17 protein-coding genes and 1 pseudogene are annotated in these 12,141 nt (G+C 43.0%); 9 read left to right on the top strand and 9 right to left on the bottom strand.

Annotated features, from left to right (window positions below; genetic code table 11):
- The 4 genes and pseudogenes from ACJ751_RS06360 to ACJ751_RS06345 form a co-directional block, all read left to right on the top strand.
- A pseudogene (locus tag ACJ751_RS06360) lies at window positions 1–234 on the top strand (thioredoxin family protein); the annotation flags it as partial.
- Window positions 218–1,165 (top strand): FAD:protein FMN transferase, encoded by a 948-nt coding sequence (locus ACJ751_RS06355; RefSeq protein WP_407744537.1) that lies wholly within the window; start codon window positions 218–220, stop codon window positions 1,163–1,165. The pseudogene ACJ751_RS06360 and the gene ACJ751_RS06355, both read left to right, overlap by 17 nt.
- Complete coding sequence (locus tag ACJ751_RS06350) at window positions 1,162–1,380, top strand: DUF4266 domain-containing protein (RefSeq protein WP_407744536.1); 219 nt, start codon at window positions 1,162–1,164, stop codon at window positions 1,378–1,380. Before ACJ751_RS06355 ends, ACJ751_RS06350 begins: the two co-directional genes overlap by 4 nt.
- Before the next feature lie 21 nt (window positions 1,381–1,401).
- Window positions 1,402–2,592, top strand: a complete 1,191-nt coding sequence (locus ACJ751_RS06345) for a DUF3570 domain-containing protein (protein ID WP_407744535.1) — start codon at window positions 1,402–1,404, stop codon at window positions 2,590–2,592.
- 72 nt (window positions 2,593–2,664) lie between these two features.
- On the opposite strand, the gene ACJ751_RS06340 is transcribed toward ACJ751_RS06345, so the two are convergent.
- Both ACJ751_RS06340 and hpf read right to left on the bottom strand, forming a co-directional pair.
- Entirely contained in the window at window positions 2,665–3,507 is an 843-nt protein-coding gene (locus tag ACJ751_RS06340) for a universal stress protein (RefSeq protein WP_407744534.1), read from the bottom strand.
- Window positions 3,508–3,534: 27 nt separating this feature from the next.
- The gene (gene hpf / locus ACJ751_RS06335; RefSeq protein WP_407744533.1) at window positions 3,535–3,837 is read right to left on the bottom strand and encodes a ribosome hibernation-promoting factor, HPF/YfiA family; all 303 of its coding nucleotides are present in this window, start codon (window positions 3,835–3,837) and stop codon (window positions 3,535–3,537) included.
- Between the two features lie 191 nt (window positions 3,838–4,028).
- On the opposite strand from hpf, the gene ACJ751_RS06330 reads away from it, so the two are divergent.
- On the top strand, window positions 4,029–4,193 hold the full coding sequence (locus tag ACJ751_RS06330; RefSeq protein WP_407744532.1) for a hypothetical protein: 165 nt from the start codon (window positions 4,029–4,031) through the stop codon (window positions 4,191–4,193).
- Between the two features lie 24 nt (window positions 4,194–4,217).
- Here ACJ751_RS06330 and ACJ751_RS06325 read toward each other — a convergent pair whose 3' ends face one another.
- Genes ACJ751_RS06325 through ACJ751_RS06315 form a run of 3 tightly spaced genes read right to left on the bottom strand, consistent with a single transcriptional unit; the run spans window position 4,218 to window position 5,285 of the window.
- Window positions 4,218–4,469 carry an RNA recognition motif domain-containing protein gene (locus ACJ751_RS06325; RefSeq protein WP_407744531.1) on the bottom strand — a complete coding sequence of 84 codons (252 nt, stop codon included), beginning with the start codon at window positions 4,467–4,469 and terminating at the stop codon, window positions 4,218–4,220.
- 54 nt (window positions 4,470–4,523) lie between these two features.
- Window positions 4,524–4,808 carry a hypothetical protein gene (locus tag ACJ751_RS06320; RefSeq protein WP_407744530.1) on the bottom strand — a complete coding sequence of 95 codons (285 nt, stop codon included), beginning with the start codon at window positions 4,806–4,808 and terminating at the stop codon, window positions 4,524–4,526.
- A 27-nt stretch (window positions 4,809–4,835) separates the two neighbouring features.
- Window positions 4,836–5,285 carry a cold-shock protein gene (locus tag ACJ751_RS06315; protein WP_407744529.1) on the bottom strand — a complete coding sequence of 150 codons (450 nt, stop codon included), beginning with the start codon at window positions 5,283–5,285 and terminating at the stop codon, window positions 4,836–4,838.
- 294 nt (window positions 5,286–5,579) lie between these two features.
- Between ACJ751_RS06315 and ACJ751_RS06310 the strand changes: the two genes are divergently transcribed.
- Window positions 5,580–5,828, top strand: a complete 249-nt coding sequence (locus tag ACJ751_RS06310) for an RNA-binding protein (RefSeq protein ID WP_407744528.1) — start codon at window positions 5,580–5,582, stop codon at window positions 5,826–5,828.
- A 90-nt stretch (window positions 5,829–5,918) separates the two neighbouring features.
- Here the strand turns inward: ACJ751_RS06310 and ACJ751_RS06305 are convergent, their stop codons facing one another.
- The 3 genes from ACJ751_RS06305 to ACJ751_RS06295 form a co-directional block, all read right to left on the bottom strand.
- The gene (locus tag ACJ751_RS06305; protein ID WP_407744527.1) at window positions 5,919–6,206 is read right to left on the bottom strand and encodes an RNA recognition motif domain-containing protein; all 288 of its coding nucleotides are present in this window, start codon (window positions 6,204–6,206) and stop codon (window positions 5,919–5,921) included.
- Window positions 6,207–6,401: 195 nt separating this feature from the next.
- Window positions 6,402–7,871, bottom strand: coding sequence for an ATP-binding protein (locus ACJ751_RS06300; RefSeq protein ID WP_407744526.1), 1,470 nt, complete (start codon window positions 7,869–7,871; stop codon window positions 6,402–6,404).
- Complete coding sequence (locus tag ACJ751_RS06295) at window positions 7,872–8,582, bottom strand: response regulator transcription factor (RefSeq protein ID WP_407744525.1); 711 nt, start codon at window positions 8,580–8,582, stop codon at window positions 7,872–7,874. It abuts the gene before it with no gap.
- Window positions 8,583–8,704: 122 nt separating this feature from the next.
- Between ACJ751_RS06295 and ACJ751_RS06290 the strand changes: the two genes are divergently transcribed.
- Together ACJ751_RS06290 and ACJ751_RS06285 are read left to right on the top strand one after the other, a co-directional pair.
- Window positions 8,705–10,003, top strand: a complete 1,299-nt coding sequence (locus ACJ751_RS06290) for a spondin domain-containing protein (RefSeq protein WP_407744524.1) — start codon at window positions 8,705–8,707, stop codon at window positions 10,001–10,003.
- Between the two features lie 18 nt (window positions 10,004–10,021).
- Window positions 10,022–10,243 (top strand): hypothetical protein, encoded by a 222-nt coding sequence (locus tag ACJ751_RS06285; protein ID WP_407744523.1) that lies wholly within the window; start codon window positions 10,022–10,024, stop codon window positions 10,241–10,243.
- Window positions 10,244–10,386: 143 nt separating this feature from the next.
- Here the strand turns inward: ACJ751_RS06285 and ACJ751_RS06280 are convergent, their stop codons facing one another.
- Window positions 10,387–10,728, bottom strand: a complete 342-nt coding sequence (locus ACJ751_RS06280; protein ID WP_407744522.1) for a four-helix bundle copper-binding protein — start codon at window positions 10,726–10,728, stop codon at window positions 10,387–10,389.
- 347 nt (window positions 10,729–11,075) lie between these two features.
- Here ACJ751_RS06280 and ACJ751_RS06275 point away from each other — a divergent pair.
- Window positions 11,076–12,141: chloride channel protein (locus ACJ751_RS06275; protein ID WP_407744521.1), on the top strand; the 1,066-nt coding region annotated here is incomplete at its 3' end.

The raw sequence follows: 12,141 nt of genomic DNA, 5'->3' as shown, positions 1-12,141 counted from the left end.
CTGGAGCTATACGATGCAGATTTTCCCCGGAAGAAAAAGAACCAGTTGTCGAAAGAATTACAGCAAAGCAATGATGCCCTGGCAGAAAAATATAATCCCCTGGGCAAGTTCCCCTATACAGTATTACTGACTGCCGATGGAAAGGTGGTAAAAGCATGGGAAGGATACCCGGATAACAACAGCACGCTGTTCCTTGAACAACTAAAATCGGTTTGCGATGTCAAACGCCCCTGACCTGCCGTTGGTTGAATACAAACACACGTGTAAATTAATGGGCAACACCTTTGAATTTACCGTGGTGGCCAATGACGAAAAATGGGCGCATGAAAAAATTGGCCTGGCGGTTAATGAGATCAAAAGGATAGAGAAACTGCTCACCACGTTTGATGAAAACAGCCAGACAAACCTGATAAACAGGATGGCTGGCATGGAACCGGTGCACGTTGACCGGGAAGTTTTTGAACTCATCAAACGATCTTTAAAGATCTCCGGTGTTACCGATGGGGCATTTGATATTACTTACGGATCTATAGATAAACGATTGTGGAATTTCGATCGTACCATGACCAGTTTGCCCGATGCCGAAACCGCCAGACGATCTGTGCGGCTGATCAATTATCGTAACGTGCTCCTCGATGAACAGGCATGCACTGTTCTATTAAAAGAAAAAGGGATGCGCATTGGTTTTGGTGGCATTGGCAAAGGCTATGCAGCCGATATGGCCAGGAACCTGCTGGTAAAAGCGGGCGTACATAGTGGCATAGTAAATGCATCAGGCGACCTGGTTGCCTGGGGCAAACAGGCTAATAATGAACCCTGGACTATCGGCATTGCACATCCTGACAATGCCCGATCGGCCTTTTCCTGGCTCAACATTTCTGACCTGGCAATTGCCACTTCAGGAAATTATGAGAAATATGTAATGATCGATGGCAAAAAATATTCCCATACCATCAATCCCAAAACAGGCATGCCTGTAACCGGCATTAAAAGCGTAACCATCATTAGTCCTTATGCTGAAATAGCCGACGCCATGGCTACCCCTGTTATGGTAATGGGCGTAAAAGCAGGCCTCGATCTCATTAACCAGATCCAGCATCTTGGTTGCATTCTTGTAGACGACAACAACAATATCTACACCACCAAAAACATCCAATTAAAATGAGTATTAGAAAATATCTGGCGGCACTGGCTGTAATTACCGGGCTGGCAACATCATGCAAAACAGTTAAAGAATACCAGAAGAACAAGCTGAACGATTCAGAAATGAGCTTGTCTAACCGAAAAGTTGAAAAAACAGAAATGAGTTTTCAATCGTACCGCGAAGGCGCTTCCGGCGCCAATGCCGGTAAAAGCGGCGGCGGCTGTGGCTGTAATTAATTAACTGTTTAACCAAAAGGCATGAAAAAAATATTCTTAACTGCTTTAGGTATGGCGGCATTGCTACAATCATTTTCGCAGCAACTGCCCGATAGCAGTTTTCAAAGCAGGAAACTGAAAATAGATGAAATAAACCTGGTATCAAGTTACTATAACCAGAACGGCGATCATGCGGCAGTAACAGGTGGCATTGGCACCCAGCAATTAACCGACCTTGCCAATGTATTTGATGTAAAGCTTACCAAATACGACCGCAAGCTACGGAAACATTCATTCGATGTGGAAGTAGGTATCGATCACTATACATCGGCTTCCTCCGATAAAATTGATCTGAAAGCCAATTCCTCTGCGTCACACGCAGATACCCGGATCTATCCGTCTCTTACCTGGAACATGGAGAATGAACAGAAAGGAAGCACCATTACAGCCGGCGTATCCTCCTCTTCCGAATTCGATTATACTTCTTTCGGCGCCAATGCAGGATTCTCTAAAAAAACAAAAGACAGGAATGGTGAATTGTTGGTTAAGATGCAGGCTTACTTTGACCAGGTAAAGCTGGTTGACCCCGTAGAATTAAGAACTAACCCCAACAACAGCCGCGAAGGCGGTTATGGGTCTGCCAACCGTACAACCCTTGCAGGCTCTTTATCCTGGTCGCAGGTTATTAACAAGAATTTTCAAATAGCATTCCTGGCCGATCTGGTACACCAACAGGGATTCCTGAGTCTTCCTTTTTACCGGGTGTACTTTACCGATGGCAGTGTTCACCAGGAAAAATTACCTGATAACCGCCTGAAGATACCATTGGGTTTCAGGGCCAATTACTTTCTGGGCGACAGGTTCATCATCAGGACCTGGTACCGGTATTACAAAGACGACTGGGGCATTAGCTCACACACAGTAAATATTGAAGTGCCGGTAAAGATCACCTCCTTCTTTTCTGTGAGTCCCTTTTACCGGTTCTATAACCAGTCGGCTGTAAAATATTTTGCGCCCTATGGCCAGCATACGGCACAGAATGAATTTTACACCAGCAATTATGATCTGTCAAAATTCAACAGTAATTTCCTGGGAGCGGGCATCAGGCTGGCGCCGCCCAATGGCGTATTTGGCGTTAAGCACTGTAATATGTTAGAGATCCGCTATGGGCATTACACCAAGAATATAAACATGAATGCTAATATTGTTTCGCTGAATATCAAGTACAAATAAGAAGTATTGAACCTGGTTAAAAGCCATCCCAACGTGTCGGGATGGCTTTTTCATTTGTATGGAATATGCCATTCATGAATGATGCGCAATGAATAAAGGCTTGTTTAATTCTTCCATCAGCATGTCGGCCATACTGGGCCTGAACCAGCGTGAAACCATGCCCCGGTTATAGGCGCCAAGAACGATCAACAGGTTAGTACTACTGCCTTTCAGTTGTTTAACTATTTCATTTTCCGCATCGCCCCTTAAAACGGTGAATGTTGCTTTGGGAAAATGACGCTTCATGAATTCCTTCATTAGGTGGTTATCGGGCACATGCAGGGTGTCCTTAATGCCTTTAACTGAAACAACTTCCACCTCCATGTTGGGCGCCCCTGCATACAGGTAGCTGAATGTTTTGATGGCATATACCGAAGCCGGCTCTCCATCATATAACAAAATGGCCTTTTCAAAAGGAGTAAAATTTTTAGGTACTACCAGTACAGGGCACTGCACTTCACTCAACAGATCGCGAACAAAGCGCGTAGGCAATTTTTCTTCGTAATGCGTAAATGTTTCCTTGCTTTCAATTACCAGCAGATCGGCAAAAATACTTTCATGCAGCAACTCATGAATGGCAATATTTCTGTCGTGGTGCACATTAAAATTTATACCCGCTTCCTGACAGGCTATGCTGAACTTTTGAGTAGCTTCTTCACGCGATTGGTCATCGCTTTTCTTCAACCTTTCCATCTTTTCTTCATTTACATAACCCCTTCCACCAACCAGCTCATATGTTTTATAACTATGATAGGTGAAATCATCCAAAAAAATACCAACCAGGTGTGATCCGGTTAGTTTTGCAACATGAACGGCATACTCCGTAGTACTTTCTGAATACTTTAAACCGTCAATTACGGCAATTGTTTTTTTCATATTGACAATAATTATGGTGAGCAACATTTACCAGATCTCAACGCGTTCTTCTTTTTTCCACCTTAATTGCCGGGTAAGGTTTTCAATTACATTATTGATCGCGTCTTCAACTGAATCGCCCTTTTCCCGGCAAAAAAATGACGTATTGGGAATAAATACCCGCCCTTCCATTTCGTATTTTTCCTTTCTGCTGGTATCAATTTTTTTTAAAAACACATCCAACCCGGCGATCCGGTCAAATACCTTCTCAAGACGGGTAACCTTTTTACGTAACATGCCTTCCAAACTCAGATCGATTTTTACATCTTGTGATTTGAAATTCAATTTCATGACAATATGTTTTTACTGAAAAAATGAGTAGTTAACTTTATAAAGTTATTGCCATTAAAGCGGGGCATAGGTGATATACATCAACAGTCAAAATGAAGTATGTCATATTGTTCAACTCGTAAATACCTTTTGAATCGATCGAGCCGCTACCAAAGAAGGCGTATACCTGTTCAAACCAATTTAAGCGTGCTATGCGCACTTGCGGGTGTAAATACCTGGAATTAAAAGAAGTGAAGAATGGAGCCCTTAACGCGCTTAAACAACGGCATTGCGAGGTAATGGTTGTTACCATGGGCCAATTGTTTAAAAAAGAAGATGTTTGCCGCCCCTATAAGATCAATCACGAGGCAGGATAGCAAATTATTGCGCAGTATTTGAAATTACCATTTAGGCTCTATGGGGTGTTCGCTGACGGAAATTTTCTTACCATCCAGCATTGTTTGATGAAGCGATTCAATCGCCTGCCGGCCCTGACTTTCGACGGGCATTTCGACCATTGCATTGCATTTTGAGCGACCGTTCCATTTGTCTCTCACCACTTCGGCCGACGCCACAATACCAAAGGGAGAAAATAATCTTCGCACGTCACGATCCTCGGTATTCAGACTAAGATTAAAAACCTGTATATTCATACTTACTTATTATTGGTAAATATTCTTCTAACCCATTCCATGCTGGCAATCGGCTTAATTATTATAGTATAAATAAATCCCGCGTAACCAGTTAAAGACCGACAATTCACTTTTTGCATCCTGTGGCAATTGAGTTGAAATAAGTTCTTCAATTCTGTGGCCATCGGTAAAGGTCCATTTGCCAAGTGAACTGCCGAAACAATTAATAATGAACAGAACCTGATAACCGTTGAAACGGTTAAAAATTCGCCGGTCCGGCGTATTATTCTGTATGGAATGGTTCAGCTTAACCTCCCACTCATAATTGCTTTTACGTAAATGTTCTTTTAAAAATATCATAAACCATCGTTTAGGGATGTCGTAATATTATTTAACATGCGTTACGTCGGTAGCCAGCAATCCCTTGGGGCCATTCTGTATCAGGAATGTTACCTTGTCATTTTCCTGAATAGGAGCCGAGAGATCATTTACATGAACAAAAATGCGTTCACGTGTTTCTGCATCGATGATAAAACCAAATCCTTTTTGAGTGTTGAAAAAGGAAACTGTTCCGTTCCTGGGCAGATCTGGAAGTCTATCTTCGCTTTTAGGTACACTGATCTGCATATCTTCCTGCCGGAAAATTTTCACTTTCCTTGGATCAGGAGGTTTATTGGTGAGATTGCCATTTTCATCCAGATAAGCCATCATATCATCGAGGCTTTTACTTTTTCCATTAGCCTTCCTCTCTTTCATTTTCTCTCTTTTGTCCTCTTGCTTTTTTACACGTTGTTTTTCGCGTTCTCTTTTTGTAAAAGTATCCTGTGATCTAGCCATAATAAATTTTAAATGAGTCCTGCCCGGCAGGAAATATTGTTTAAATTGTGATCTATGTAATTAAATAAGTTACTAAGAAGCAGCTTATGACCTTGCCTTACTAAGTGTTGTGAAGATTCAGAACAGGTGCAGGGAGGAAAATAAGATGATAAAGGTACCAATAATAAATTAGATTATCATTAATAATAAGTGTAGCTTTCAGAAACTGGCTTTCTATTGTGTAGTATCCTGCCTTGTATTATACCCGCCTATACACTATACATGGTCAATCTTATCATCAGTAAATCATATACTATGCGCCTTTTCATCAGTAATCTGAACAGGTTAACCACAACTTCTCAAATTATAGCACTCTTACTGCCTTATGGCCTGGTAAAATCAGCCAGACTAATTATTGCCAAAAACAGTTATTCTGAAGGAACAGCCCTGGTGGAAATGGAATTTGATGCGGGGGTGTCAGCCATTGAGGAGCTCGACAACCTGCGGTTTATGAATTGTTTTATTAAGGTAGAAGAAACTTTTGATGCTATTATTTCAAGATAACACTGACCGGGCATGGATATTGGGTTAGCAGACCGCACATAAAAAAGCCGCCTGATGTCAGACGGCTTCTTTCAAGAGCGATCTTTTATTTTACCAATTTCTTTTTCTATCGCCACCAAACGAATTATTTCTATCCGTTTTTGGTTTGGCTACCGATACAGAAATAGCACGTCCTTCAATTATTTTTCCTTCCAATTCCTTTATAGCCTTATTACCACCCTCATCTGTTGAAATTTCAACAAAACCAAAACCACGGGAATTACCGGTTACTCTATCTGTTATTACTTTAGCAGAAGAAATGTGACCATATGAAGAAAAAAGGTTCATCAGCTCGTCGTCACTTACATGAAAACCCAAATTTGAAACATACAAATTCATAACTAAAAATTAATTGATTAAAAATGAACTGAGCAAAAACAAGAAGTAGAAAAAGCGAAAGTTTACAAGGCAGAAAAGTGCAAAATATTCGTTTTATAACTAGATGCTGTAAATCTCAATTGTTATTAGTGAAGATACCCTTTATTCCCGATACAATCAATTTTAATTATTATACGGGAAAAATAGCCTTATTTTTTATATAGACTGTAATTCAAAATTAAACGTGGTTCCCTTACCTGGTTCACTGGATACAATTATAACTGCCTGGTGCAATTCCAGTATTTTTTTTACGATAGCCAGGCCAATGCCCATGCCCTTCGCTCCCGGAGAGCGGGGATGGATCTGCTTATAACGTTCAAAAATATGCGTCAGGTCTTCGGGCGAAATACCCACGCCGGTATCCGTTATAGCCACTTTTACCCCGGCATTGGTTTCAGCTAAAAGAATAGTAATGGTTCCCCCGGCAGGCGTAAATTTAAAGGCATTATCAAGCAGGTTTTGAAGTACGCGTTCGGTAAGGGAAATATCAGCAAATACAAGCGGTAAATTATCAGACGCCTGAATGTTGAGCCGGATATTCTTTTCCTCTGCCTTCAACTGGTATGCCATCATTATATCAGCCGCCAGTTCCGCGATCATAAATGTTTCCTTTTGAGGCGTAATAAGATTAGCCTCCAGCTTGGCATACTGGAAGAGTTGTTCTACCAGCACCGACAACTTCCGGTTGCTGTCATACACGATCGCCAGGTACTTTTCCCTGTCTGCTGCAGCCAGCTCGTCCTTTTTCATCATCAGCGTTTCAACATATCCCTGCATGATAGATAAAGGCGTACGAAGATCGTGCGATACATTCGCAATTAATTCCTGTCTGAATTTATCGGTGGCAGAAATTTTATCAATGTTATCTACAATAACATCCGCCATTTCATTAAAGGTAGAGGTAAGCATACCCAGGTTGCCTTTGGCATACCCTTCTATCCGAGCGGTATAATCACCTTCTTTAAAGCGTTTAACCACGGCAGCTATATGGCAAATACTGTCGGTGATCAGAAAAAAAGTAACAATGCCTACTATAAACGCTACGGCAAGCGCCGCGTAAAACATATAGCTGGCCAGGCGTAAATACAAATTGTTGTCTAACGACTGCAGAATGGCTTTTTGTTTTTCACTGGCCAGTACAGCGTATACATAGCCCACTAACCTACCCTTCTCATATACCGGCGCGGCAGAAAATATACTGGGTTCGCCCGGCTGTTTGGGATTATCGCCCATTGGGCGGTGCATGTTGGAGGCGGCTATCCACTGTTTAACTTTTGCAATATTTACCTGGTGGATCTGCACCGTTTTATCCGGCACTACATAATCTTTAATATTTCCAGCGGTATCCAGTAAATACACTTCCACGCTGGGGTTAGCCACCATGGTACTATGAATGATATCGTGCGTTACGCTTGTATCGGGCTGGCCGTTCTTAAAGGGTTGCGTAAACGTTGCCAGGTGCTGCGCGATATCACCATATAATTCCTGGTGTGCGGCCGTATAATATGACCGGGAAAAATTTGAAGCGATGACCACAAACACAATTCCCAACACGATCAACAGTCCGGTAAATACCGTTGTGATCTTCCAGAATAGCCGGTTCCCTTTTATTGTTCTTACAGACATTTATAATTCCTCGTTAAACCTGTAGCCTACGCCCCAGGTGGTTAAAATAAATTTTGGGTTGGAAACATCTTCTTCAATCTTTGCCCGCAAGCGGTTGATGTGGCTGTTCACCGTATGTTCATAGCCTTCAAAATCGTATCCCCACACCAGGTTCAGCAGCCGCTTACGGCTATAACTTTTACCCGGGTTAGATGCCAGCAGGGTTATCAGTTCAAACTCTTTGGGCGACAGGTCCACCCGGTTGTTATTAAGCGTTACCTTTCGTTTGTCGAGGTCTATTTCAAGCCCGTTGCAGTTTATTACGGCAGCCGCCGGCGCCGGACCCATCTCGGTGGCAAACTCTTCGGTTCTGCGGAAAATGACTTTTACGCGGGCAATGAATTCGCGGATGCTGAAGGGTTTGGTCAGGTAATCATCGGCGCCTGTTTCCAGTCCCATCACTTTATCAATCTCTTCACTTCTGGCGGTAAGCATCAGGATCGGCGTTTGCCTGTCTGTTTGTCGTAATTTTCTACACACCTCCATGCCATTCAACCCGGGCAAAGTAATGTCGAGTATAATCAGGTGAAAATGGCCTTCCTTTGCAGAGGCCAACCCTTTTCCGCCATCACTTTCCGATGCCACCTTGCAACCCAGGTCGTGCAGGTGAATGCGCAGTAACTCCACTATGTTGGGATCATCTTCGATGATCAGTACTGTTTTATTATCCATAATGATAGGGACAAAGTTGCTAAATAAAAGACAGGAATTATCACTGTGATACTTTTGTTACAATTCTGCAACATCTGTGGGACACTGTTTCTTTTGTTTTGTGGTATTAAAACACACCACAAATGAAATATAACTCATTAACAACGTGTACCTTATTAGCCTCTGTATTGTCGCTGGCCGCCTGCAAAAAAGACCATGATATGCCGCCTGCCCAGTCTGCAACCATTACTATCGAGAATGTGCTGGACAGTAAGCCGCTGGTAGAGACCGGCACTTTTCAGGGAACAGGTACCCCTCCGGTTATTTTACCCGGTCAATCAACCACCTTTACTTTTTCTGCTGCCAAAAACCAGCGCCTCACTTTTGCCACGATGTATGGCTGGAGTAATGACCTTTTCTTTGCCCCGGACAATCCAGGTATTAAATTGTATAACGATGATGGCACATCCATTACCGGCGATGTATCGGCACAAATAAAGCTTTGGGACAATGGCACACGGGTGAACCAGGCGCCAGGTTCAGCAGTAATGCACCCGGGTACCATGGAAAAAGCACCCAAGACCATCAAAGAAGTAAGTGGAACAGATGATTACGGTAATACGTACCTGGCTGCTTCAAAATTAATGCAGGTATCGTTGGCCTACAATGGTAATTCTGTTTTTACGGTTACCATTACCAACAAATCGGGCGGCACAGCCAATGAAACTCCATTCAGCCCCGGTGTGTGGACCATCTCTTATGTAGCTGGTGGTAACCAGTTGTTGCCAGAAGCCATCTACTCAGTTGGCAAGTCTTCTGCCAACGGCCTTACCAATATTGCAGAAATGGGCGACAACTCTGTGCTGAATACTTACCTGATGGGCAAGACGGGCATTTTCACCCCTCTGTCACCCGTGCTTGTGGTTGTATACAATGGCCAGCAGAATCCTTTCTTTATGACAGGAGAAAATGACCGCGGCGAAGGACTGAAAGACCTGGCGCAAAAAGGCAATGCCGATATCCTGGCGGCGGCACTGAAAACAAAACAAGGCGTTAAAGCAGTGTACGTGCTGAAAGAGGCAACCAACACCGTATTGCTTCCCCGCATCGATGGCGCTAATGGCGGTAAGGTATCACAAATGTTATCCGTAGTAAAAGGCGACAGAATTGCTATTGCTACGATGTATGGTTTTTCGAACGACTGGTTCTTTGCCACTTCAGGCAATGATTGGGATGCCACACAGAAAGGCGACCTCTCCTCGTCTATAGGATTATATGATGATGGAACCGCGGTGAATCAATTTCCCGGCGCCGGTATTACACAGTTCAATCTGGCAGGCACGCCGCTGAACGAATCAAAAGCTATTCAGGCTGTTCCCAACCCCAATGGATTTACTACGTTACCTGCCATCAACAACATCATTAAAATAACGCTTCAATAACAAAACAAACAAAGAAACATGAAATCAATCAGCAAAATGTTCATTGCAACCTGTATCCTGGCAACTCTTTCACTGGCTACCCAGGCGCAAGACAAAAAACAGGAGCAACCGAAAAAAGCCAAAACAGAAAAAATGAAACCCAAAGAACATGTATGTACGCAGGCCTGCCATGATAGCGGTAAACATGTGTATGCGCATGGAGAAAAAGGACACGTATGTACGAGCGCGTGTAAGAAATAAATGGTAAGAAAACAGAAGAGTTGTCGTAGTGAATTAGAGGTGTAAGGAAATACAAAAAGAAGAAGTAAGAGGTAGGAAGTAAGAAGTAGGAAAATACAAAACCCGCGAAACTTCCTACTTCTTATCTCCTACTTCATAAAGTTTTACGCATGGGCCATTTGCATGCATGCTTCTGCGCATTGTTTGCAGGCTTCCGCACAGGTTCGGCAATGTTCCATGCCATGCGCTGCATGTTTTTCGCATTCAGCTGCACACTTTTGACAGATCTCAGCGCATTCACCCAAAAGATGATCTGCATGCTCAGACCCTCGGGCTAAATAACCAGCCACCAGCAGACAGATATCTGCACAATCAAGATCGAGCTTAATACATTTTGTAAGCATCTTTACATCTTCTTCCTCCAGGCATGCTGTTGCACAATGATTGCATTCAGCAACGCAGTTATTCAATAAATTCAGCAACTGACTGTTTCTTTCGTGTGCCATAAGTTTAGTTTTTAAACATTGATAGGAAATGATTTCTTAAACCAGAGATAGAAATACTGTAATTTTTATACCATAGTTGGGGAGTTCTTTCCGCAATCGTGAAATGGCAAACGGCAGACGGCAAACGGCAAACATGAGTTTCCGAAATTTCAGACTTCCCTTCTCTGCCTTCTGCCATGTTAACTCGTCAACTTGTCAACTCGTCAACTGGTTAACTGGTCAACTGATCAACTGGTCAACTCACCTCTCTAATCTCTTTCTAATGTCTCCGGTTTTATTCGTTGTTGCGAGGTAGTACTATATAGGTATCTTTGCGAACAATTTAGCAGGATAACCTATATATACTTATGATCGCCATCATACGCAATAAACTGAAAAGAATTGTCTTCAATCTGAAAAGTGAAAGAGTAAAGCTGAATTTCATGCAGGGCCTGCCCTACTGGACAGCCTCGCTTGTTGCAGGTTTGCTGGCTGTATTGTATGCCAAATTATTCGCCTGGGTGGAAGAAGCAAACATATTCCTTTTACACAATTACAAATGGAGCCTTTTAGTTATTGCTCCTGTTTGTTTTATTCTTGGCTGGTGGACTGTTCAACGCTTTTCTCCATTTGCACGTGGCAGCGGCATTCCCCAGATCATGGCCTCTATTGAATTAGCAACGCCAAAAGAGCACAACAAAATTGACCGACTGTTAAGCGTTAAAATCATTGTTGTAAAGATCATTTCAAGTTTAATAATGGTTTTTGGTGGAGGCATTATCGGGCGCGAAGGCCCTACTATACAAATAGCCGGCTCCGTATTCAGGACCGTAAATAAATATTTACCCAGTTGGTGGCCGAAGATCTCTAAAAAAAACATGATCGTAACGGGCGCTGCAGCCGGACTGGCGGCGGCCTTCAATACGCCGTTAGGAGGAATTGTGTTTGCGGTGGAAGAATTGTCAAAAACCCATATCAGCTATTTTAAAACTGCCCTGTTTACCGCCATCATTGTGGCTGGTTTAACCGCGCAGGCATTGCTGGGCCCCTATCTGTATTTAGGCTATCCGGATGTTACGCATTTATCATCCATTGTTTTTGTATGGGTAATATTAATAGCCATTGTGGGTGGCCTTTTCGGCAGCGGCAGTTCAAAATTGATGTTGAACATCATGAGCTGGAAAGCCCGGTTTACAAAGAAATATCAAACCATTTTCTACCTTATTATTGGCGGTTTGTTGATTGCACTGGCCGGAATTTTTCTACATCCTGACGCCATAGGATCGGGTAAAAGCGTTATGACCGGCACCTTGTTTACAACTGAAAAATATGTTCCCTGGTACCTGCCGTTTGTGCGCATTGCAGGGCTCATCACGTCTTTTACGGCAGGCGCTGCAGGCGGGGTGTTCGCCCCATCATTAAGTATCGGCGCCT

The organism is Niastella sp. (genome assembly GCF_045805085.1).
Lineage (GTDB): Bacteria > Bacteroidota > Bacteroidia > Chitinophagales > Chitinophagaceae > Niastella.
This window is presented reverse-complemented; position numbering and strand designations above follow the sequence as displayed.